We start from the raw sequence: 20,208 nt of genomic DNA, 5'->3' as shown, positions 1-20,208 counted from the left end.
GATGACTGACGAGCAGACGCAGCCGGCCGGCGAGACCGGGCTGTTCATCTACGGCATCGTGCCGTCCGACGTGGAGCCGACCCCGGACGCGGAAGGGGTCGGCAACCCGCCGGGCGAGGTGGCCGCGATCCGGCACGGCGACCTGGCCGCGCTGGTCAGCGAGGTCGGGTTGACGGAGCCGATGGGCCGCCCGGCCGACCTGACCGCGTACCAGACGCTGCTGGACGGGACGGCGGCCGTCGCGCCGGTGCTGCCCGTCCGGTTCGGCACCGTGGTGACCGGGCCGGACGCGGTCCGGGACCTGCTGGAGGCGCACCACGACCGGTTCGCCGCCGCCCTCGACGAGTTCGAGGACCGGGTCCAGTACACCGTGCACGGCCGCTTCGACGAGGAGGAGATGATCAGCGACTTCCTCGCCGAGAACGGCTCCGCCGCCGCGCTCGCCGACCAGGTGCGCGGCCGGCCGGAGGCGGAGAGCCGGGAACAGCGGATCCGGCTCGGCGAGATGATCAGCCAGGGGGTGGAGCTGCGCCGGGAGGCGGAGAACCGGTCGCTGATCGACGCGCTCACCCCGTTCGCGGTGGCGCACGCGCCGCGCCCGCCGAGCAGCGAACTGGACGCGATGAACGTCGCCTTCCTGGTCGCGACCGACCACGAGGAGGACTTCGTCCGGGCGGTGGAGGAGTTCGCCGAGCAGCGGCGGAACCTGATCCGGATGCGGCTGCTCGGCCCGCTCGCCCCGTACGACTTCGTCAGCGCGCACCAGCTGGTGGGGTGAGCGGATGGACATCCTCTGGGGGCTGCTGACCCTGCCGTACGCCCCGGTGCGGGGGCTGACCGCGGTGGTGAAGGTGATCGCCCGGGAGGCGGAGTCGAGGCAGTACAACCCGGTCAACATCCGGCGCGAGCTGGAGGACCTGGACCGGGCGGAGGCGGCCGGCGACATCACGCCGGAGGAGCGGGACCGGGGCCAGCAGGAGGTCCTGAACCGGCTGACCACCCCGGCCGGCGGCGCGGGGGGTACCCGTCCCGCGGCCGCCGGGCGGCGGCCGCCGCCGGCCGGCCGGGAGACCGCACGGCGACGGACCGCCGGTCGACGGGGTGACCCGCATCGCGGGCGAGGGGAGTGAGATGACGGCAGCACGCATCCGGGGCGATGGCGACCGGGAGCGCTGGCGCGACCGGGGCGCCCGCGACGACGGCGGCCGGTACGCCGACGAGGAGTACGAGGAGGTGTCGGCCGCCGAGGCGGCCCGGGAGGGGCTGCGCCAGATCGTCGGGCTGACCGGCAAGGACCCGCTCGGCATCACCTCGATCCAGCCCACCGACGACGGCTGGCTGGTCGGGGTGGAGGTGGTCGAGGACCACCGGATCCCGGCCTCGACCGATCTGCTCGGCCTCTACGAGGTGGAGCTGGACATGACGGGGAGCCTGCTCGGCTACCGGCGGACGCGCCGCTACCAGCGCGGCAAGGGGGACGGGGGCTGAGATGACCATGCCGCGGCCACCCTCGGTGGTGCAGAACTCCGGCCAGGTCCTGCCGGCCGGGAACGAGCCGGCGAACCTGGGCGACATCCTCGAACGGGTGCTCGACCGGGGCATCGTGATCGCCGGTGACATCCGGGTCAGCCTGCTCGACATCGAGCTGCTGACGCTGAAGCTGCGGCTGGTCATCGCCTCGGTGGACACCGCGCGGCAGATCGGCATCGACTGGTGGGAGCACGACCCGTGGCTCAGCTCGCGGGCCCGCCCGCCCGTCGAGCCGGGGCCGCGCGACCCGGAAGAGGTGGAGGCGTCCCGGCGGCCCCGGGTGGCCGCCCGGGCCGAGCGGGAGGAGCCGAATGCCTACGACCGCTGAGACCACGCCGACGGCTGGCGCGCCGGAGACCGGCACGGGCGTCTGGCTGCACGGCGTGACCGCCGACGTCGACCCGGCCACCCTCGCCGGGATCACCGGGATGGACGGCGCCCCGGTCCGCCCGGTCCGGGCCGCCGGCCTGACCGCCGTGGTCAGCGCCGCCCCGCTCGCCGAGTACGGCGAGGCGGCGCTGCGCCGCAACCTGGAGGACCTGGCCTGGCTGGAGCGCGCCGCACGGACCCACCACACGGTGGTGGACGCCCTGTCGCGGGCCGGCGCGGTGGTGCCGGCCCGGCTCGCCACGGTGCACCGCGACGACGACCGGGTGGCCCGGGTGCTCACCGAGCGGCGCGACGAGCTGACCGCCACGCTGGCCCGGCTCACCGGCCGCGAGGAGTGGGGCGTCAAGGGGTACGTCGTGCCCGGCGCGGTGCCCCGCACGGCGGAGGCCGCCGACGCCGGCGGCGGAGCCGGCGCGGCGTACCTGCGGCGGCGCCGGGCCCAGCTCACCGCCCGGGAGGAGGGGCAGCGGATCGCCGCCGACGCCGCCGCCACCGTGCACACCGCGCTCGCCGGGTACGCGGTCGCCGCCCGCCGGCACGCGCCGCAGGACCGGCGGCTTTCCGGCGCGGCCACCGCAATGGTGCTCAACGGGGCGTACCTGATCGACCGGGACCGCCTGGCGGGCTTCTCGGAGCTGGTCGGGGCGCTGGCCGACCGGCACCCGGAGCTGCGGCTGGAGCTGACCGGCCCCTGGCCGCCGTACTCCTTCGTGGCCGAACCGTCGGCGGAGCCGGCACACGCCGTTCGGGAGCCGACATGACCGCGGCGCGGGGGCCGGCATGGCGGTGACCTCGCTCGCCCCGAGCAGCGCCGACGACCCGCTGGCCTACCGGCCGGTGGCGCTGGTCGACCTGCTCGACCGGGTGCTCGCCACCGGCGTGGTGATCACCGGCGACATCACCCTGGCGATCGCGGACATCGACCTGGTCCGGATCTCGCTGCGCGCCCTGATCGCCTCCGTCGGGGCGTTGGCCCCGCCGGAGCTGCCCGACGCCACCACGGGGGCCGTCGTGGAGGTCGAGCCGTGACCGAGCGGGACGAGGCGGCGGACCTGGCGGCGGCGCTGGGGGAGCCGCGGTGGGAGGCGCCCCGGGTCCGCCCACTGGACCGTCGGCTCGCGGTGGACTCCGACTCGGTCGAGCGCGGCCTGGCCAGCCTGGTGCTCACCGTCATCGAGCTGCTGCGCCAGCTGATGGAGCGGCAGGCGCTGCGCCGGGTCGACCTGGGCGACCTGACCGAGGAGCAGATCGAGCGGGTCGGCGCCACGCTGATGGCCCTGGAGGAGCAGATGACCCAGCTCCGCGAGTACTTCGGGCTGTCGCCCGAGGACCTCAACCTCGACCTCGGCCCGCTGGGCCCCCTGCTCCCCACGGACTGACGGGCTTCCGGCGAACAGGTCTCCTGAGGGCGACGCGCGGGACGCCCGCTCGGAGCGATCCGTCAGCGCCGCTGCTCGGCGTACGCGGCCAACCAGGCGACCTGGGTGGGGTCGAGGGAGGGGCGGACGCGCCGGCGGGCGGCCTCGACGTGGGCGGCGGTGACCGTGGCGGCGGTCAGCGACTCACGCATCGCGGCCAGGGCCGCCTCCCGGACCAGGGCGGCGCAGTCGGCCGCCGAGAAACGGTCCAGCTCCTCGCCCAGCGCGGCCAGGTCCACGTCCGGGGCGAGCGGCACGTTCCGGGACGCGGCCCGGAGGATCTCCCCCCGGGCCGGTCCGTCCGGCGGCGGCACGTAGACCAGCCGTTCCAGCCGGCCGGGGCGGAGCAGCGCCGGGTCGACCAGGTCCGGCCGGTTCGTCGCGCCGACCACCACCACGTTGCGCAGCGCCTCCACCCCGTCCAGCTCGGTGAGCAGGGCGGCGACCACCCGGTCCGTCGTACCGCCGTCGGTGGCCTGACCGCGGACCGGGGCGAGCGCGTCCACCTCGTCCAGGAAGATCAGCGTCGGCGCCGCCTCGCGGGCCCGGCGGAACAGCTCGCGGACGGCGCGCTCGCTCTCGCCGACCCACTTGGAGAGCAGCTCCGCGCCCTTCACCGAGAGCACGTTCGCCCGGCCCGAGCCGGCCAGCGCGGTGACCAGGTACGTCTTGCCGCAGCCCGGCGGCCCGTAGAGCAGCACGCCCCGGGGTGGCTGCACACCCAGCCGGGCGAAGGTGTCCGGGTAGGTCAGGGGCCAGAGCACCGACTCGGTCAGCGTCTCCTTCACCTCGACCAGGTCGCCGACGTCGTCGAGGGTGACCGAGGCCAGCTCCAGGGTGGACGCGGCCATCGTGGTCGGCCGGACCACCTCCAGCGCGGCGGCGAAATCGGCCATCGCCACCGTCGGCGTCTCGGCCGTCTTCTGCCGCAGGGCGGCGCGCACCCCGGCCTCGCGGACCAGCGCCGCCAGGTCGGCCGCGACGAACCCGGGGGTACGCCCCGCCACCTCGTCCAGCCGGACGTCCTCGGCGAGCGGCACCTGCCGGGTCAGCACGGTGAGCTGCTCCCGGCGCAGCGCCTGGTCCGGCAGGGGAACGGTGATCCGCAGGGAGAGCAGGTCCGGGGCGCGCAGCGCCGGGTCCACCGCCTCCGGCCGGCTGGTGGTGCAGACCACGGCCGCGCCGGCCAGGACGGTCTCGGCGAGCACCTGCCGGAACACCGTCGCCACCGGCCCGGGCCCGTCGGCCGGGGCGAGCGCCTCCACGTCGGTGACCAGCAGGACGGCGGAGCCGTCCCGGCGTACCGCGGCGGCGGCCTCGCGCAGCCGGCGAGCCGCCGCGTCGTTGCTCAGCGCGGCCACCTCCGGCGCCCAGACCGGGCAGACCCGGGCGCGGACCCGGGCGGCGACCGCGCGGACCAGCGCCGCCTTGCCGGACCCGGCCGGCCCGCTGACCAGTACACCGAGCGAGACGGTGGTGCCGAGCCGGCCGAGCACCTCGCGGTGGTGGAAGCCCAGGTCGAGCAGCTCGGTCAGCTCCCGGCCTGCGCCCGCAGCCCGGGCAGTTCGTCGACGCTCGGCGCCTCCGCCGCCCCGACCAGCTCCGGCGCCCCGCCCGGGCCCGACGACGGCGCGCCGCCGGCCAGGCCAGCTGGCGGTGGGCCGGTGAGCCGGCCGGTGGGGTCCTGGCCGACCGGGCCGGAGCCGCGGGTGGCCGGACCGTGCTCCCAGCCGACCACGCTGTCCATGCTGACCAGCGCGCCGGTGTCCGGCTCGACGGCGGTGACGGTGAGCAGGGTGCTGGTCCAGGCGTAGCCGACGGTGTTGGCCAGGCTGCGCCGGGCCGCCTCGACCAGGCTGCGGACCGAGGCGTCGGGGAGCACGTCCTGCGGCAGCAGCGAGACGTCGTCCCCGGCGGTCACCACCTTGCCGAGCAGGGCGAGGCGCAGCATCTCCGGGGAGACCGCGGCGACGATTTCCACCGGGCCGGTCAGGGTGACCCGACGGGCCGGGGTCACCGGCAGTGGGCTCACCGTCACCTGCCCGCCGTCCCGGACGCCGAGGTTGCCCAGCAGCAGGTCGTCGGCGTACAGCAGGGCGGTGCTCGCGGTCGGCCCGGCCGGCGCGGCGATCCCGGCGGTGACCCGCCGGCCGGCCAGCCGGACCGGGTCGCCGGGGCGCAGCGCCAGCGCGGTCAGCACCTCGGGGTGCAGGCGGACGACGCCGCGGCGGGCGTCCAGTGCCGCCGGCCGCAGGCTCGCGGTCAGGGTCAGGTCGGGTTCCGCCACCCGCCCGACAGTAGCCGCCGGCGCCACGCCGTGCCGGGCGGTGCGCGCCCGGCGGGCGTCACCGCGGCCCGGTGTCCTCCAGCAGCGACGGATCACGCCGGATCATCTCGGCCAGCCGGGCCGCCGGGTCCGCGCTCAGCCCGTCCTGCCCGGGGGCCGGCACGGTCTTCACCGACATCGGCCAGACCGGCGGCGGGGCGACCGTCGCCTCCGCGCCGACCGTGACGTCCGGGCCGGCCCAGGAGACCCGCAGCGGGTACGCCTGCCCGTCGTGCGCCACGCGCAGGGTGACGACCAGTCCGGGGTGCTCGGCGACCACCTGGCGGACCGCCTCGGCCACCTCCTCCACCGGGTCGCGGTCGACCGGGCGGGTCCCGCCCCGCAACCGGTACGCGCCGTGCCCGTCCCGGGGTGACCCGGCCGCCGCGGGCTCCTCCTCGGCGGCCTCCTCGCCCGGTCCGCCCGCGCGGCGCCGCAGCGCCTCCTCGCGGCGGGCCAGCCGGGCCAGTGTCTCGTCCAGATCACCTCTCATCACGTCCACCCCTTTCCATGAAACGGGTCGAACCGACGGTCGGTTCAGGCACCCCTCTCCCGGGTCGCCCGGTCCAGCGCGCGATCCAGGACGACCAGCAGGGCGTCCCGGACCGAGAGCCGGTCCCGGGCGTCGAACTGCACCAGCGGAACGTGATCGCCGATTGCCAGCGCCCACCGGATCGCGGCCAGGTCGTGCGCGAGCCGCCCGTCGAAGGCGTTCACCCCGACCACGAAGGGCAGCCCGGCGCGCTCGAAGAAGTCGACCGCGGGATAGCAGTCGTCCAGCCGGGCGCTGTCCACCACCACCAGCGCGCCGAGCGCGCCCCGGGCCAGGTCGTCCCACATGAAGCCGAACCGCGCCTGCCCGGGCGTGCCGAAGAGGTAGAGCTTGAGGCTGCGGTCGACGGTCACGCAGCCGAAGTCCATCGCCACCGTGGTGGTGGTCTTGGTGGAGCGTACGCCGGGGTCGTCGACGCCGATACCGGCGCTGGTCATCTCCGCCTCGGTGATCAGCGGGGCGATCTCGGAGATCGCGCCCACCGTGGTGGTCTTGCCCACGCCGAACCCGCCGGCGATCAGGATCTTCACCGGGATCGGCGGCCTGGTGGCCGGGGCACCCGCGGTCACCCGGGCCGGCGCCGCCGGTGGCCGGTACGGCGGCGGCGCGGGCTGCGGGGCCGGCGGTACGGTCCGGCCGGCAGCCGCGCCGGGTCCCACCGGCACGCCGTACCGGGCGGTGGCGCTGTTGGCGGCGAGCCCACCGGTCGCGGCGGCGGGCCATTCAGGAGATCGCACGGAGTCCATCAATCACTCGCAGGATGATGTCGGGGTCAAGGGCTTCGGCGCCGCCCGCGTGCACGTCGAGGTGGCCGGCGGCCCGCAGGTCACCGACCAGCACCCGGGTCACGCCGAAGTGCAGCCGCGTCCGGGCGGAGATCTCCGCGACCGAGATCGGGTCGGCGCAGAGCGCCACGATGGCCTGGAGTTCCGGGGCGAGCCGGGCCGACACCGCCCACGACCCGCTCTCCGGCCGGGCGGTCACCTGGGTCTCCAGCCCGATCGCCGGGTCGGCGCCGGCCACCCGCCCGGCGGTCAGCACGAACGGACGCGGGCCGTTCGGCTGTCCGGCGACCCGTTCGGCCTCGTCGGCGGGGTGGGGCGGGGCCGCGGGCGCCGGCTCGCCGGCCGGGGAGGGCGACCGCAGGTAGGGACGGATCCGGACGCCAGGTTCCGGGTCCGGTTCCTCGCCGGCCACCTCCGGGGTCATTGCTGTACGGCGTTCTTCAGCTCGGCGATGAGTCGCGGGCTCAGGGCGCCGCCGGCCCGGCCGGCGAAGAGGGTCATCTCGTACGCCACCGTGCCGAGGTTGGCCGACCGGTCGGCGACCACGCCGAGCACCGAGCCGCTGCTGATCGCGCTGATCAGCAGGTAGCCCTCGGCCATGTCGACGATCACCCGGTTCAAACCGCCGAGCGCGTACCAGCTGGCCGCGCCCCCGGCCAGGCTGGTCATCCCGGAGACCACGGCGGCGAGCCGCTCGGCGTTGGACCGGTCCTTGATGGCGGACATCGCCATCAGCAGCCCGTCCGAGGAGACCGCGATCGCCTCCATCACGCCGGCCGTGCTGGAGGTGAACGAGTCGAGGAGCCAGTTGAAGGTGCGGGCCTCCGGGCTGAGCTCCCCGGTGTGCTGGTGGTCGACGTTGTCGTGCAGGAAGGGACTGGTCACTGTGATGATCCCTCTTCGTGACGGTGGTCTGGACCGACTTCGCGCAGCGCGCGGGCGACGCCCGCCTCGAACTCGGTGATGAGGTTGCGGACCTCGGCCGGGTCTCCGGGGTGCTGGCTGGTGACCGGCGCCTGGGGCGGGGCGACGGCCAGGTTCGCCCCGGGCACCCGCCGGCTCAGCCGGGGCCGGTCAGGGGAGGGCCCGACCGGGGCGGCGGTCCGCTCGGCGCGGCGTACCCCGGCCTGGAAGTCCTCGACCAGCGCGCGGACGGCGGACGGGTCGGCGCGGGTGGCGTCGACCGGCCCGGCCGCCGGGGCGGTCCGCGGCAGGCTGGCGCCGGGCACCCGCTGGCGGATCACCGGCCGGCCGCCGGTCGCCGCGCCGGCGACCGGGGCACCCACCGGGTGGGCCGGCGGCGGCGCGTCCGGAACCGGCCCGGCGGGCGGCGGCGTGGCGGGCGGCGGCGCGACGGGCGCCGGGCCGGCGGGGGTGGGCGGCGCGGCCGGCGGTCCGGCGGCCACCTCGGTCGCGGCGCCGAAGGCGTTCCACGACTCCGCGGTCTCCAGGCTGCGGGTGGCCCGGCTGAGCGGCACCGAATCGAAGCCCGGCTGGTCCTCGACGGCCGGCGGGACCGGGGCGGCGGTGAGCGCGCGACCCGGGCGGGCGAGCTCGCCGAGCCCCCGCCGGTCCCGGGACGGAACGGTGGCGCGGGCCACCGTGACGCCGGCCCGCCCGGGCCGCCGGACCACCAGCAGCGCGGCGGGGATCTCCAGCCGGGCGGTCACCCCGCCGCCCGCGGTCGGGGCGAGGTCCACCGTCCAGCCGTGCCGGCGGGCCAGCCGGCCGACCACGAAGAGTCCGAGCACCTCGGTCGGGGCCAGGTCGAGCCGTTCCCGGCGGGTGAGCCGGGCGTTCTCCTCGGTGAGCCGCTCCTCGGTCATGCCGATGCCCCGGTCCACCACGGTGAGCCGCGCCCCGCCGTCGGTCAGCTCGCCGCCCACCACCACCCGGGTGTGCGGCGGGGAGAAGACGCTGGCGTTCTCCATCAGCTCGGCCAGCGCGAGCACCAGGTCGCCGACGGTGGCGGGCGCCGCCGCCACCCCCGGCGGCACCTGCACGTCGACCCGGGTGTAGTCCTCGATCTCGCCGAGCGCCAGGCGGACCACGTCGGCGAGCTGCACCGGCGCCACGTGCCCGTCGGTGCCGGCCGCGCCGGAGAGCACGACCAGGCTGCCGGCGTTGCGGCGCAGCCGGCTGGAGATGTGGTCGAGCCGGTAGAGGTGCTCCAGCCGCCCCGGGTCGGTCTCCTGCCGTTCCAGCCGGTCGATCAGCGCGATCTGCCGGCCGACCAGGTTCTGCGTACGCCGGCCGACGTGGCCGAACATCTGCGCCACGTTGCGCCGGCCGGCGACCTGCCGTTCGACCAGGCGGGCGGCGGTGCTCTGCACCCGTTCGAAGGCGCGGGCCAGGTCGCCGATCTCGTCCCGGGCCCGGACGTCGACCGGGTCGAGCCGGACCAATTGGCCGGCATCGGACTCGTCGTCGACCACCCGGACCAGCTCGGCCTCGGCGACCCGGGCGACCCGGTCGGCGGAGCGGGTGAGGCGGGTCAACGGCCGGGCCACCGTCCGCGCGACGGCCATGCTGAGCAGCACCACGATCAGCAGGATCAGGGTGGCCGCCCCGCCGACCAGCCAGGCCGCGGTGAGCGCGTCCCGCTGGTCGGCGGTGGTCTCGGCGATGACGTCCGCGACGATCTTCTTCTCCACGAACTGGCCGAGCGTGATCATCGAGCGGACCGACGGGAAGAGGGTGTCCAGCGGCACCGCGGCGATCGACGCCACCGGGTCCTTGACGCTGTCGACGAGGAAGGTGGGGGTGGTCCGGGCCGCCACCGCCGCGTCGTCCAGCATGGCCAGCTCGTACTGCTCGGCGGTGATCAGACTGCGGAACCGCAGGTTGTCCACCTGCAACGCGGCCATGCAGGCGATGTAGGCGGCGGCCGCCTTCGGGTCGCCGGTCGCCCTCACCAGCACGATCAGGGTCGCGCAGGCGCCCAGCCCCTCGTCGGCGCGGAGCAGCCCGTCCAGCGCCAGCACCTGCCGCCCGGCCGAGGTGCTGGTGTCCACCTGGAACGGCAGCCGCAACGCCTCGATCAGCGCCATGTCGACCGGGCCGAAGGCGTCCATGATCTGGGTCGGCGTCGCCTTCCCGGCCAGCACGGCGGTGCGCAGGTCGGCCAGCTTGCGTACCCCGTCGAGGGCGGCGGTGACCCGGTCGGGGAGGCGATCGGCCCGCAGGTCGGCCACCCGGTCGTCGACGGCGGTCGACTTCCGGATCAGCTCGGTCCGGGTCACCCGGCCGAGCAGCAGGCCGACCGAGAGCAGCCGTTCCTGCTGGAGGTCCTGGACGAGGCTGCCGATCCGGCTGGCGACCCGAACGGTGGCGGCGATGTCGCCGGCCCGCTGGGCGGCGGCCACCCGGTCGAGCACCACCGGCACGGCCAGCCCGACCATGCTGAGCAGCGGAATGATCACGAGCAGGGCGAGCTTGCCCCGGATCCGGAGCCTACCGAGCAGCATCGAAGGGCCCCCACCGCTCGGGTTCGCCGGGCCGGCCCGACCCGACCGGTTGGAGTTGACGGGGCTCGGCCGGCGGCTGCCACGCGGGCAGCGCGCCCGAGTCCTCGCGCGCCCGCTCCTCGTCGGCCGCGCGCCGGCGGGCCCGCAGGTACGCGCCGATCAGCACCCCGATCAGGACGACGACCAGCAGGACGGCGAGCGCGGCGGCGGCGACGGCCAGCAGGCGGTCCCGGTCGAGCCGGTCGATCCGCTCCTTCAGCAGGGCGTCGAGCTGGTCCAGGATGACCGGCTGGAGCTGCTTGGCGGCGGCCTGCGCGGTGAGCCGGGCGGCGGCCACCTGGGCGGGGTCGGTCGGTCCGCCGCCCGCCTCGCCGGCCGGCGCGGAGAGCGCGGCGAGCGCCTCGACGGAGCGCTGGTAGGTGTCGAGCGGGGTGAGCACGTTCGCGCCGAGGTCGGTGCTTTCCGAGTTGTCCACCGCGGCCCGCAGGTCGGCGACCAGGTCGGTGGCCGGTGCGAGGGCGGCCACCCGGAGGGCGGCCAGCTCGGCGAGGGTCTGCGGCCGTTCGGCGGCCGGGCGCTGCGCGGCCAGGGCGGTCAGGTCGGCGAGCCGGCCCGCCGCGACCATCGCCTCGGGCAGGTCGCGGCCGATGCCGTTCTGGAGGAAGAAGGAGTCGGACTGCGGGTCGCGGATCAGCCCGGAGCTGTCCCGGATCTTGCGGTGCAGGTCGAGCAGCAGGTCGGTGACCTCCCCGTACGCGGCGAAGGCGGCGGTGGGGTCGGTGAGCCCCCGGTCGGGCAGCGCCTCCAGCTTGGCGCGCAGCCCGGACCAGCGTTCGTGGCTGCGCAGCTCGTCCCCGACCGCGCTGTCGACGGTGGTCGCCTGCTCGACCGCGGCGGTCAGCGCGTCCCGGGAGACCGGCCGGCCGGTGACCGCGGCGGTCTGGGCGTCCACCAGCGCGTCGGTGACCGGGCCGAGGGCGCGCAGGTACTGCACGCCGAGCCGTTCCCGGGTCGCCAGGTCACGGTCCTCCCCGGTCAGCCGGTGCGTCTGGGCGAAGAGCAGCCCCACCGGGGCCAGCAGGGCCGCCACGAGCAGCAGGGGCAGGACGCGGCCCGGTACGGAGGGCCGTCGACGGACCCGCGGCGCGGGGACTGTCATGGTCTGTCTCCTACGGCGACGGCGGGGGACTCCTCCGGTGGCGGGGGTCGCCGATGCAGTCCCGTACACCGGACCGGAAACTAGTCGACCGGCGTGGGGGGTGACTGCCGTCGCTGAGTCAGCTTCGCGTCACTTCGAGCGATGTCACGGCTCGTTGACCTTGTCGCCACAGAGCGTTCCGCGGGCCGTGCATCATGGACGCATCGGAGGCGGTTTATTCGACTACATGTGAATTGACGCGATCCGAATTCAACTCGCTGGGATTCTCTGGACCTTGCGCGGTCGATCGGACTCGCAAGGCCGATCGGACCAGCCGGACGGACGTACGGCGGATCTCAGGCAACGCTCAGGATCCGGCCCGTACCGTGTGCCGCATGAGATCACCGCTGACGGCCGCGCGGGTCCGGCGTGCCCTGGCCACCCGCCGCCGTCGGGTCGTGGCCGCGTCGGTGGTGGTCGTCCTGGCGGCGGCCGCGGTGGTCTGGGCGGCCCGGCCGGAGCGGCCCGCCTTCCGGACCGAGTCGGCGATGGTGACCGTCCGCTCCGGACCGGCCGGCGATCAGCCGGTCGACCTGGACACCACGCTGTACCTGCCCGACGACGCCTCCGCCGACCGGAAGGTCCCGGCGGTGCTGCTCGCGCACGGCTTCGGCGGCACCAAGGACTCCGTCCGCTCCGACGCGGAGGACCTGGTCGAGCGCGGGTACGCGGTGCTCACCTGGACCGCGCGGGGCTTCGGCCGCAGCGGCGGCGAGATCCACCTGGACAGCCCCGACCACGAGGTGCGGGACGCGCAGCGCCTGCTCGACCGGCTCGCCGCCCGCCCCGACATCCGGACCGACGCCGCCGGTGACCCCCGGGTCGGCGTGGTCGGCGGCTCGTACGGCGGTGGCCTGGCGCTGCTGCTCGCCGCCCAGGACCGCCGGGTCGACGCGATCGTCCCGATGATCACCTGGAACGACCTCTCCCGCGCCTTCCTGCCGGAGAGCACCGGGAGGGCGCCCACCGAGGGCGTGTTCAAGAAGGGCTGGGCCGGCATCTTCTTCGGTGGCGGCGGCTCCGCCGGCTCGGGGCCGGCCGGCATCTCCGGCACCACCGCCGCCCAGCCGCAGGGGGCGCCGGCGTCGGCCGGCGCGCCCAGCCCGCAGCCCGGCGCGGGCCCCGGCACCGGTTCCGGGCGCGCCCCGGCCGGCGCCGCCGACCCGTCCTGCGGCCGGTTCGCCGCCGACGTCTGCGCCGCGTACCTGCGGATCGCCACCACCGGCCGGGCCGACGCCGGCGCGGTGGACCTGCTGCGCCGCTCCTCCCCGGCCGGCGTGCTCGACCGGGTCAAGGCGCCCACCCTGCTGGTGCAGGGGGAGGCGGACACCCTCTTCCCGCTGGCCGAGGCGGACGCCAACGCGCGGGGTATCGCCGCCGCGGGCACCCCGGTGCGGGTCGCCTGGTTCACCGGCGGCCACGACGGCGGCGCGGGGCCGACCAGCGACTCCGACCGGGTGAAGTTCCTGACCGCGCAGTGGCTCGACCACTACGTCAAGGGGGCGGGCGCGGCGCCCGGCGAGGGCTTCACCTTCTCCCGGATCGCCGGCTTCGACGCGCTGGACCGGGGTCTGGTCGCCACCGGCTACCGCACCGCCGACTACCCGGGCGTGACCGGGGACGCCCGCTGGGAGGTCGAGGTCGGCGGCCCGACCCAGCAGGTCGCCAACCCGCCCAACGGCAATCCGGCGGCGATCTCCGCGGTGCCGTTCGCCGGGGCGCTGGGCTCGCTGCTGAACGGGGTGGCCGGCGACATCCCCGGCCAGCACGCCCGGTTCGAGTCCGCGCCGCTCGCCGAGGCGGTGGACGTGGTCGGCTCGCCGACGGTCCGGATCCGGGCCGCGTCGCCGACCGGCGAGGCGGTGCTCTTCGTGAAGCTCTACGACGTCGACCCGAACGGCGCCACCACGCTCCCCGACGGCCTGGTCGCCCCGGTCCGCCTCACCGGCCTGCCCAGGACCGTCGACGCGGCCCAGCCGGTCACGGTCACGCTGCCGGCGATCGTCCGCCGGATCGAGGCCGGGCACCGGCTGCGGGTCGTCGTGGCCACCTCCGACCAGGCGTACGCCACGCCGCCCGAGCCGACCGTCTACACGGTCGCCCCCGGCGGCGGCGCGCTGAGCCTGCCGACCGTCGACGGCGAGCCGATCCCCACCACCGCCACCGTCTGGCGCTGGGTCCTGGTCGGGCTGCTCGCCGCGATCGCGGTCGGGCTCGTCGTGGTCGTCCTGGTCGCCCGCCGCCGGCACCGCCGCCAGGACAGCTCCGTCCACCCGGAGTACGCGGGCATCCCGCTCGCCGTCCAATCGCTCCGCAAGGAGTACGCGGACGGCTTCGTCGCCGTCGCAGAAGTGGACTTCGAGGTGCACCCCGGCCAGGTGGTCGGCCTGCTCGGCCCGAACGGCGCCGGCAAGACCACCACCCTGCGGGTGCTGATGGGGCTGACCCAGCCGACGGCCGGGGAGATCTACGTCTTCGGGCACCGGCTGGTGCCCGGCTCGCCGGTGCTCTCCCGGATCGGCGCGCTGGTCGAGGGCCCGGGCTTCCTGCCGCACCTGTCCGGCCTGGACAACCTGAAGGCGTACTGGCGGGCGACCGGGCGGCCCTGGGACGACGCGCACTTCGACGAGGCGCTGGAGATCGCCGGCCTCGGCTCCTCGGTGCACCGGCGGACGAAGAACTACAGCCACGGCATGCGGCAGCGGCTGGCCATCGCGCAGGCCATGCTCGGCCTGCCGGAGCTGCTGGTGCTCGACGAGCCGACGGACGGGCTCGACCCGCCGCAGATCGCCGAGATGCGCCGGGTGCTCCAGCGGTACGCCACCGAAGGCCGGGCGGTGCTGGTCTCCAGCCACCTGCTGGCCGAGGTGGAGCAGACCTGCACCCACGCGGTGGTGGTGAACAAGGGCCGGATCGTGGCGTCCGGCCCGGTCGAGGAGATCGTCGGCGACTCGCCGAGCGTGCTCTTCGAGGTGACCGACCCGGACGCCGCCCGGACGGTGCTGGACCGGCTGCACGGGGTACGGGTGCTGCCCGACGGCGACGGCGGGCTGGTGGTGGACACCAACGGCACCGCGCGCAGCGAGGTGGTGGCCGAGCTGGTCCGGGCCGGCATCGGGGTGGACCGGGTGGTGCCCCGGCGCCGTCTGGAGGACGCGTTCCTCGCCCTGGTCGGCGAGAACTCTCGGGGAAGCGGTGACCGGTGATGGCAGGCTCTTCGGTCGGGTCGCGGGACGCGGCCGGCGCGGTCGGTCCGGGCGGGGCGGCGGTCGGCTACCGGCCGTCGGCGACCCTGCCGTTCGCCGCGGAGTTCCGCCGGCAGGCGTCGCGGCGGCGTACCCAGCTGGCGCTCGGGTTCATGGTGCTGCTGCCGCTGATCATCCTGGTCGCGTTCCAGTTCGACTCCGGTGGCGACGAGGACAACGGGCGCAACGAGTTCGCCAGCCTGGTCGACCTGGCCACCTCGGGCGGGCTCAACTTCACCCTCTTCTCGATCTTCGTGTCGGCGTCGTTTCTGCTGGTCGTGGTGGTGGCGCTGTTCTGCGGGGACACGGTGGCCAGCGAGGCGAGCTGGGGGAGCCTGCGCTACCTGCTGGCCATCCCGGTGCCCCGGGCCCGGCTGCTCGCGGTGAAGCTGCTGGTCGCGCTCGCGTACTCCGGTCTGGCCCTGCTGCTGCTCGCGGGCACGGCGCTGCTCGCCGGCACCCTCCGGTACGGCTGGTCGCCGCTGCGCAGCCAGGTCTCCGCCGAGCTGGCGCCCGGCGAGGGGCTGCTGCGGCTGCTGGCGGTGCTGGGTTACCTGGCGGTCGTTTTGCTGGTGGTCGCCGGGCTGGCGTTCCTGCTCTCGGTGACCACGGACGCCGCGCTCGGCGCGGTCGGCGGCGCGGTGCTGCTCTGGATCCTCTCCAGCATCCTGGACCAGATCACCGCGCTCGGCGGCCTGCGCGCCTTCCTGCCGACCCACTACAGCAGCGCCTGGCTGGGGCTGCTCTCCACGCCGGTGCAGACCGACGACGTGGTCCGGGGCACGATCTCAGCGGTCGGCTACGCCACGCTCTTCTGGGGGCTGGCCTTCTGGCGCTTCACCCGCAAGGACGTGACGAGCTGACGCAGGTACGACTACATCCGATGGCGCAACCAACGTGCCCAACCCAAAACCGGACTCGCCACCGGATCCAAGATCCGCCACCCGGCTCACCCGTTCGGGGTATGGCGAGGCACTAGCATGACTCGGGCGCCGGCGCCGGCGCCGCGCCCCGGGGCAGTTGCCACCGTCGGCCGCCAGCCGGTGCCGCGTCGTGCCGCCCCGCCGACCCACTCGCGAAAGCTCCCGCCATGCGCGTCTCAGCTCTGCATCACCAAGCTATCCGAGCCGATGGCGGCACCATTTCCCCGCCCTCCCGGGACGCCTACTTCGACAACGCCAAACTCCTGGCTACCGCCCTGGTCGTCCTCGGCCACACCTGGGGCCCGCTCGTCGGCTCCCCGAACGAGATGCGCGGCGTGCGGGCTCTCTACCTGCTGGTCTACGCCTTCCATATGCCACTGTTCGTCATGATCAGCGGCTACTTCTCACGCTCCTTCGCCCAGGACGCCTCTCACCCCGGCCGGCTGCGCAGACTCCTCACCAGCACCCTGGTCCCCTACCTGATCTTCGCCACCGCATACCAGCTGTACAACAACTACCGCCTGGACGAGTCGAACCCGATTGACCTGGTCACGCCCTTCTACCTCACCTGGTTCCTGGTCGCCCTGTTCGTCTGGCGGATTTCCGCCCCGCTCTGGCTCAACCTGCGCGCACCGGTCGCGGTGGCGACCGGCGTCATGCTCGCCTCGGGCGCCGCCTCGCTCTCCGGGGAACTGGACCTGGCCCGGATCCTCCAGTTCCTCCCATTCTTCGTGCTCGGCCTCACCGCCCGGCGCGAACACCTCGAATGGATCCGTGACACCCGATGGCTGCGCCCCGCCGCCGTCCTGGTGTTTGCCGCAGCCCTGATCACCGTGTACCACTACGCCCCGCGGCTGCCCGCTGGCTGGTTCTACCGGCACAACGGGCACGCACAACTGGACGTCAGCTGGGGTACGTGGGCGGTCGGCGCACTCAGCTTGACGGCGGTCGCGCTCGTGCTCTGTGTCGCCTTTCTCGCCCTGGTGCCTTCGAACCGCAATTTGCTCACCCCGCTCGCGACCGGCACCCAGTACACCTACCTGCTGCACGGGTTCATCGTTCAGCTCGCGCTCGCCTACAAGTTCCAGAACACTCCGTTCGTCAACTCCTTCGCCGGCCTATTGACCATCAGTGCTCTCGCCGTCCTCGCGACGGGAATCCTGGCCTCCCCGCCCGTCCGCCGGCTTTTCGGCTGGGCGGTGGAACCGCAGATGAGTTGGGCCTTTGCCGATGTGCGGGCGGAGAAGTTCGCCGATGCCCGACGCCCGGTGACCGCTCCTACCCACAGCTCGACCTAGGACGTCGAGGGAGAGCGCCTCAGGAGCGGGTGGGCGCGGTGAGGACCGCGTCGAGCAGGCCGGGGTAGAGGCGGTCCAGTTCGTCGCGGCGCAGCCGGACGTACCGGCTGGTGCCGGCGACCCGGGTCCGGGTCAGGCCCGCCTCGCGCAGCACCTTCAGGTGGTGGCTGCGGGTCGCCTTGGACACGCCGAACTCGAAGGTGCCGCAGGCGTACTCGCCGCCCTCGGCGAGGGCGCGCACGATCTGCAGCCGTACGTCGTCGGCCAGCGCCGCGAGCACGGCGGTGACCGGTACGTCGCGCAGTTCGGGTTCGTGCAGCTCCATGTGACCAGTGTAACCCTTGTTCGACGTTCGTCGAACAAGCTCCTACAGTCGGTGGCGTTAGTTCGACGATACTCGAACATAGGAGCTCTCGTGCGCTCTCGTCACGCCGCCTTCCCGCTCTTCGCGGTGCTCAGCTGGGGTGTCATGTTCCCCGTCCTGGCCAGCGCCCTCACCCGGGTCGACGCGCTGAACCTCACCACCGCCCGGTACGTCCTCGCGACCGCCGTCCTGCTCGCCCTGCTGCTGGCCCGGGAGGGCCTGGCCGCGCTGCGCGCCGGCGGCCGGGCCGTCGAGGTGGTGGCGCTCGGCGTGCTCGGCTTCGCCGGGTTCAACGTGCTGACCAACCTGGCGCTCGGGCACGCCGCCCCGCAGCAGATCGCCCTCTTCGCCGCCACCACCCCGCTGGTCACCCAGCTGGTCCGCTGGGTTCGGGACGGCGTGCGCCCCCGTCCGGTGCTGCTCGGGTTCTCGCTGCTCGCCCTCGTCGGCGTCGGTCTGGTGATCACCCGGGGCCGGCTCGACGGGCTGGGCCAGTTCGGCGTCGGCGGGCTGCTGATGATCGGCGCGGTCCTCGGCTGGGCCGTCTACACCCACGGCGCGAGCCGGTTCACCGGCTGGTCCCCGCTGCGTTACACCACGCTCACCGCGGTCGCCGGCACCGCCGCGATGCTCGCCGGCAGCCTCACCGCCGACCTCGCCGGCTGGCAGCACCTGCCGGCCGCCGCCGACCTCGTCGCGGTCGCCCCGCAGCTGGCGTACGCCGTGATCGTCGCCGCCGTCCTCGCGGTACTCGCCTGGAACACCGGGGTGCAGCGGCTCGGCGCGGCCGACGCCGCCCTCTTCATGAACCTGGTCCCGGTGACCACCTTCGTGGTGCAGACCGTCCGGGGCTACCGGCCCGGCGCGGTGGAGCTGGTCGGCGCGGCCCTGACCATCGCCGCCCTGGCCGCCGCCAACCTGGTCACCCGCTCCCGCGCCGCCACCACCCGCGCCGCGGCGCCCGTCCCGGTGGCGGTCACCGACCGGCCGGCGATGGTCGACCCGATCGCCGTGGTGGCCCGGTGAGGTGAGCGGAGCGGCAACGCCCGGGAGGTGGGGGCATCCGGCGGCGGAGGGGCCCCACCTCCCGGACGGTGCGCGGATCTCGGCGCTGGTGAGCGGGGGTGGCTCACACCGTGGGAACCCCGCTCGGCAGGTGCGCCGTGAGTGCATAGACTCGGCGGCACAACTGCATACCTCATCCAGAGGGGCTGAGGGATACGGCCCGACGACGCCCCGGCAACCACCCGCGCGCTCGACGACGAGCGAGGAGCGGGCAGGTGCCAATTCCGTCCCCGCCGCAGGGTGCGATGCGGGGAAAGATGAGAGGAATTCCTCGACATGACGTCGACGCTTCCCGCCGCCCCCGGTATCGACACCACCCTCAGCCCGGCCCGCGCCCTGGTCTGCCGCGCCTGTTCCGCGCGCTACCCGCTGGCCGCCCAGCACGCCTGCTTCGAGTGTTTCGGCCCGCTGGAGGTCGACTACGACGCCGCCGCGCTCGCCACCGTCACCCGGGAGCAGATCGAGGCCGGCCCGAAGAACCTCTGGCGGTACGCGGCCCTGCTCCCCGCCGGCCAGGACCCGGCCAGCCGGGTGACCGTGGACCCGGGGCTCACCCCGCTGGTCGCCGCGCCGCACCTCGCCGCCGAGCTGGGCATCACCGCGCCGCTCTGGGTGAAGGACGACAGCGCGAACCCCACCCACTCGTTCAAGGACCGGGTGGTCTCGGTGGCGCTGACCGCCGCCCGGGCGCTCGGCTTCACCCGGTACGCCTGCGCCTCCACCGGCAACCTGGCCAACTCGGTCGCCGCCCACGCGGCGCGGACCGGGGCGCCGTCGGTGGTCTTCATCCCCAGCGACCTGGAGCAGGGCAAGGTCGTCACGACCGCCGTCTACGGCGGCGACCTGGTCGCCATCGACGGCTCGTACGACGACGTGAACCGGCTCTGCGGGGAGCTGGTGGAGACCGACGAGTTCGAGGACACCGCGTTCGTCAACGTCAACGTCCGGCCGTACTACGCGGAGGGATCGAAGACCCTCGGGTACGAGGTGGCCGAGCAGCTCGGCTGGCGGATCCCGGCGCAGGTGGTGATCCCGATGGCGAGCGGCGAGCTGCTCACCAAGATCGACAAGGCGTTCTCGGAGCTGGTCGAGATCGGCCTGGTCGAGGCGCCGGCCGGCGGCTGGAAGGTCTTCGGCGCCCAGTCGGCCGGCTGCAACCCGATCGCCGCCGCGCTGCACGCCGACAGCGACACCATCACCCCGGTCAAGCCGACCGGCATCGCCAAGTCGCTGAACATCGGCGACCCGGCCGCCGGCCTCTACGCCCTCGAAGCCGTCCGCCGCACCGACGGCTGGATGGAGTACGCCGACGACGACGAGATCCGCGCCGGCATCCGGCTGCTCGCCCGGACCGCCGGCGTCTTCGCCGAGACCGCCGGCGGTGTCACCGTCGCCGTGCTCCGCAAGCTGGTGGAGTCCGGCCGGCTCGACCCCACGGCGGAGACGGTCGTCTTCAACACCGGCGAGGGCCTGAAGACCATCGACGCGGTCGCCCCCGAGGTCGGCCCCACCCATCGCATCAAGCCGTCGCTCCGCGCCGCCCGCGACGCCGGCCTCCTCTCCTGACCCACCCGACGCCCGCCCGGGTCCGGTGGACCTGGGGTTGGCCGGGTGGGGGACGGGCGGATCGCCCGGACGGGGGATCG

Annotated in this window: 19 protein-coding genes, 1 pseudogene and 1 riboswitch; of the genes and pseudogenes, 12 read left to right on the top strand and 8 right to left on the bottom strand. The window is 74.9% G+C overall.

The genetic code is table 11. The features are described 5' to 3' along the window. Position 1: 1 nt before the first annotated feature. From ACTWO6_RS30920 to ACTWO6_RS30890, 7 genes are read left to right on the top strand one after another with little or no spacing between them, the layout of a single operon-like run. Positions 2-778: a GvpL/GvpF family gas vesicle protein gene (locus ACTWO6_RS30920; RefSeq protein ID WP_446217197.1), complete on the top strand. Its 777-nt coding sequence runs from the start codon at positions 2-4 to the stop codon at positions 776-778. 4 nt (positions 779-782) lie between these two features. Further along, complete coding sequence (locus ACTWO6_RS30915) at positions 783-1,130, top strand: gas vesicle protein GvpG (RefSeq protein WP_446217196.1); 348 nt, start codon at positions 783-785, stop codon at positions 1,128-1,130. Between the two features lies 1 nt (position 1,131). Next, a complete protein-coding gene (locus ACTWO6_RS30910; protein ID WP_446217195.1) occupies positions 1,132-1,488 on the top strand; it encodes a gas vesicle protein GvpO in 357 nt (118 codons plus the stop codon). 1 nt (position 1,489) lies between these two features. Further along, positions 1,490-1,858 carry a gas vesicle protein gene (locus tag ACTWO6_RS30905; protein ID WP_446217194.1) on the top strand — a complete coding sequence of 123 codons (369 nt, stop codon included), beginning with the start codon at positions 1,490-1,492 and terminating at the stop codon, positions 1,856-1,858. Next, complete coding sequence (locus tag ACTWO6_RS30900; protein ID WP_446217193.1) at positions 1,842-2,681, top strand: GvpL/GvpF family gas vesicle protein; 840 nt, start codon at positions 1,842-1,844, stop codon at positions 2,679-2,681. The genes ACTWO6_RS30905 and ACTWO6_RS30900 overlap by 17 nt, the downstream gene beginning before the upstream one ends. A gap of 19 nt (positions 2,682-2,700) precedes the next feature. Further along, positions 2,701-2,949 (top strand): gas vesicle protein, encoded by a 249-nt coding sequence (locus tag ACTWO6_RS30895; protein WP_446217192.1) that lies wholly within the window; start codon positions 2,701-2,703, stop codon positions 2,947-2,949. Continuing rightward, the gene (locus tag ACTWO6_RS30890; RefSeq protein ID WP_446217191.1) at positions 2,946-3,299 is read left to right on the top strand and encodes a gas vesicle protein K; all 354 of its coding nucleotides are present in this window, start codon (positions 2,946-2,948) and stop codon (positions 3,297-3,299) included. The genes ACTWO6_RS30895 and ACTWO6_RS30890 overlap by 4 nt, the downstream gene beginning before the upstream one ends. Positions 3,300-3,361: 62 nt before the next feature. On the opposite strand, the pseudogene ACTWO6_RS30885 reads toward ACTWO6_RS30890, so the two are convergent. The 7 genes and pseudogenes from ACTWO6_RS30885 to ACTWO6_RS30855 form a co-directional block, all read right to left on the bottom strand. Beyond that, positions 3,362-5,625, bottom strand: a pseudogene (locus tag ACTWO6_RS30885) (AAA family ATPase). Positions 5,626-5,683: 58 nt separating this feature from the next. Next, the gene (locus ACTWO6_RS30880; RefSeq protein WP_446217190.1) at positions 5,684-6,157 is read right to left on the bottom strand and encodes a hypothetical protein; all 474 of its coding nucleotides are present in this window, start codon (positions 6,155-6,157) and stop codon (positions 5,684-5,686) included. A gap of 44 nt (positions 6,158-6,201) precedes the next feature. Next, positions 6,202-6,963 carry a GTP-binding protein gene (locus tag ACTWO6_RS30875; protein WP_446217189.1) on the bottom strand — a complete coding sequence of 254 codons (762 nt, stop codon included), beginning with the start codon at positions 6,961-6,963 and terminating at the stop codon, positions 6,202-6,204. Then, a complete protein-coding gene (locus ACTWO6_RS30870; RefSeq protein ID WP_446217188.1) occupies positions 6,941-7,426 on the bottom strand; it encodes a DUF742 domain-containing protein in 486 nt (161 codons plus the stop codon). The genes ACTWO6_RS30875 and ACTWO6_RS30870 overlap by 23 nt, the downstream gene beginning before the upstream one ends. Continuing rightward, a complete protein-coding gene (locus ACTWO6_RS30865) occupies positions 7,423-7,887 on the bottom strand; it encodes a roadblock/LC7 domain-containing protein (protein ID WP_446217187.1) in 465 nt (154 codons plus the stop codon). The genes ACTWO6_RS30870 and ACTWO6_RS30865 overlap by 4 nt, the downstream gene beginning before the upstream one ends. Beyond that, entirely contained in the window at positions 7,884-10,469 is a 2,586-nt protein-coding gene (locus tag ACTWO6_RS30860; RefSeq protein WP_446217186.1) for a nitrate- and nitrite sensing domain-containing protein, read from the bottom strand. Before ACTWO6_RS30860 ends, ACTWO6_RS30865 begins: the two co-directional genes overlap by 4 nt. Next, the gene (locus tag ACTWO6_RS30855) at positions 10,456-11,628 is read right to left on the bottom strand and encodes a hypothetical protein (RefSeq protein ID WP_446217185.1); all 1,173 of its coding nucleotides are present in this window, start codon (positions 11,626-11,628) and stop codon (positions 10,456-10,458) included. The genes ACTWO6_RS30860 and ACTWO6_RS30855 overlap by 14 nt, the downstream gene beginning before the upstream one ends. 374 nt (positions 11,629-12,002) lie before the next feature. On the opposite strand from ACTWO6_RS30855, the gene ACTWO6_RS30850 reads away from it, so the two are divergent. The 3 genes from ACTWO6_RS30850 to ACTWO6_RS30840 all read left to right on the top strand — a co-directional run bounded on the left by ACTWO6_RS30850 (position 12,003) and on the right by ACTWO6_RS30840 (position 17,133). After that, positions 12,003-14,873, top strand: a complete 2,871-nt coding sequence (locus ACTWO6_RS30850; protein ID WP_446217184.1) for an alpha/beta fold hydrolase — start codon at positions 12,003-12,005, stop codon at positions 14,871-14,873. After that, on the top strand, positions 14,873-15,775 hold the full coding sequence (locus ACTWO6_RS30845; protein WP_446217183.1) for an ABC transporter permease: 903 nt from the start codon (positions 14,873-14,875) through the stop codon (positions 15,773-15,775). Before ACTWO6_RS30850 ends, ACTWO6_RS30845 begins: the two co-directional genes overlap by 1 nt. A 227-nt stretch (positions 15,776-16,002) precedes the next feature. Continuing rightward, the gene (locus ACTWO6_RS30840) at positions 16,003-17,133 is read left to right on the top strand and encodes an acyltransferase family protein (RefSeq protein WP_446217182.1); all 1,131 of its coding nucleotides are present in this window, start codon (positions 16,003-16,005) and stop codon (positions 17,131-17,133) included. 19 nt (positions 17,134-17,152) lie between these two features. On the opposite strand, the gene ACTWO6_RS30835 is transcribed toward ACTWO6_RS30840, so the two are convergent. Continuing rightward, positions 17,153-17,458 (bottom strand): ArsR/SmtB family transcription factor, encoded by a 306-nt coding sequence (locus ACTWO6_RS30835; RefSeq protein WP_446217181.1) that lies wholly within the window; start codon positions 17,456-17,458, stop codon positions 17,153-17,155. A 90-nt stretch (positions 17,459-17,548) separates the two neighbouring features. Between ACTWO6_RS30835 and ACTWO6_RS30830 the strand changes: the two genes are divergently transcribed. Continuing rightward, positions 17,549-18,523: a DMT family transporter gene (locus ACTWO6_RS30830; protein ID WP_446217180.1), complete on the top strand. Its 975-nt coding sequence runs from the start codon at positions 17,549-17,551 to the stop codon at positions 18,521-18,523. A gap of 169 nt (positions 18,524-18,692) precedes the next feature. Further along, positions 18,693-18,826, top strand: a riboswitch (SAM riboswitch). A gap of 12 nt (positions 18,827-18,838) precedes the next feature. Continuing rightward, positions 18,839-20,128 (top strand): threonine synthase, encoded by a 1,290-nt coding sequence (gene thrC / locus ACTWO6_RS30825; protein ID WP_446217179.1) that lies wholly within the window; start codon positions 18,839-18,841, stop codon positions 20,126-20,128. The last annotated feature ends 80 nt before the right edge of the window (positions 20,129-20,208 follow it).

Source organism: Micromonospora sp. IBHARD004, from assembly GCF_052814115.1.
The sequence above is the reverse complement of the archived record's forward strand: the minus strand, read 5'-3'. Positions and strand labels throughout refer to the sequence as shown.

Bases quoted from the DNA above. Each gene is read 5' to 3' on its own strand.
- ACTWO6_RS30870 (WP_446217188.1), bottom strand. From the start codon at position 7,426: ATGACCCCGGAGGTGGCCGGCGAGGAACCGGACCCGGAACCTGGCGTC.
- ACTWO6_RS30915 (WP_446217196.1), top strand. From the start codon at position 783: ATGGACATCCTCTGGGGGCTGCTGACCCTGCCGTACGCCCCGGTGCGG.
- ACTWO6_RS30920 (WP_446217197.1), top strand. From the start codon at position 2: ATGACTGACGAGCAGACGCAGCCGGCCGGCGAGACCGGGCTGTTCATC.
- ACTWO6_RS30855 (WP_446217185.1), bottom strand. From the start codon at position 11,628: ATGACAGTCCCCGCGCCGCGGGTCCGTCGACGGCCCTCCGTACCGGGC.
- ACTWO6_RS30875 (WP_446217189.1), bottom strand. From the start codon at position 6,963: ATGGACTCCGTGCGATCTCCTGAATGGCCCGCCGCCGCGACCGGTGGG.
- ACTWO6_RS30845 (WP_446217183.1), top strand. From the start codon at position 14,873: ATGGCAGGCTCTTCGGTCGGGTCGCGGGACGCGGCCGGCGCGGTCGGT.
- ACTWO6_RS30910 (WP_446217195.1), top strand. From the start codon at position 1,132: ATGACGGCAGCACGCATCCGGGGCGATGGCGACCGGGAGCGCTGGCGC.
- ACTWO6_RS30850 (WP_446217184.1), top strand. From the start codon at position 12,003: ATGAGATCACCGCTGACGGCCGCGCGGGTCCGGCGTGCCCTGGCCACC.
- ACTWO6_RS30900 (WP_446217193.1), top strand. From the start codon at position 1,842: ATGCCTACGACCGCTGAGACCACGCCGACGGCTGGCGCGCCGGAGACC.
- ACTWO6_RS30880 (WP_446217190.1), bottom strand. From the start codon at position 6,157: ATGAGAGGTGATCTGGACGAGACACTGGCCCGGCTGGCCCGCCGCGAG.
- ACTWO6_RS30895 (WP_446217192.1), top strand. From the start codon at position 2,701: ATGGCGGTGACCTCGCTCGCCCCGAGCAGCGCCGACGACCCGCTGGCC.
- ACTWO6_RS30835 (WP_446217181.1), bottom strand. From the start codon at position 17,458: ATGGAGCTGCACGAACCCGAACTGCGCGACGTACCGGTCACCGCCGTG.
- ACTWO6_RS30860 (WP_446217186.1), bottom strand. From the start codon at position 10,469: ATGCTGCTCGGTAGGCTCCGGATCCGGGGCAAGCTCGCCCTGCTCGTG.
- ACTWO6_RS30840 (WP_446217182.1), top strand. From the start codon at position 16,003: ATGCGCGTCTCAGCTCTGCATCACCAAGCTATCCGAGCCGATGGCGGC.
- thrC (WP_446217179.1), top strand. From the start codon at position 18,839: ATGACGTCGACGCTTCCCGCCGCCCCCGGTATCGACACCACCCTCAGC.
- ACTWO6_RS30905 (WP_446217194.1), top strand. From the start codon at position 1,490: ATGACCATGCCGCGGCCACCCTCGGTGGTGCAGAACTCCGGCCAGGTC.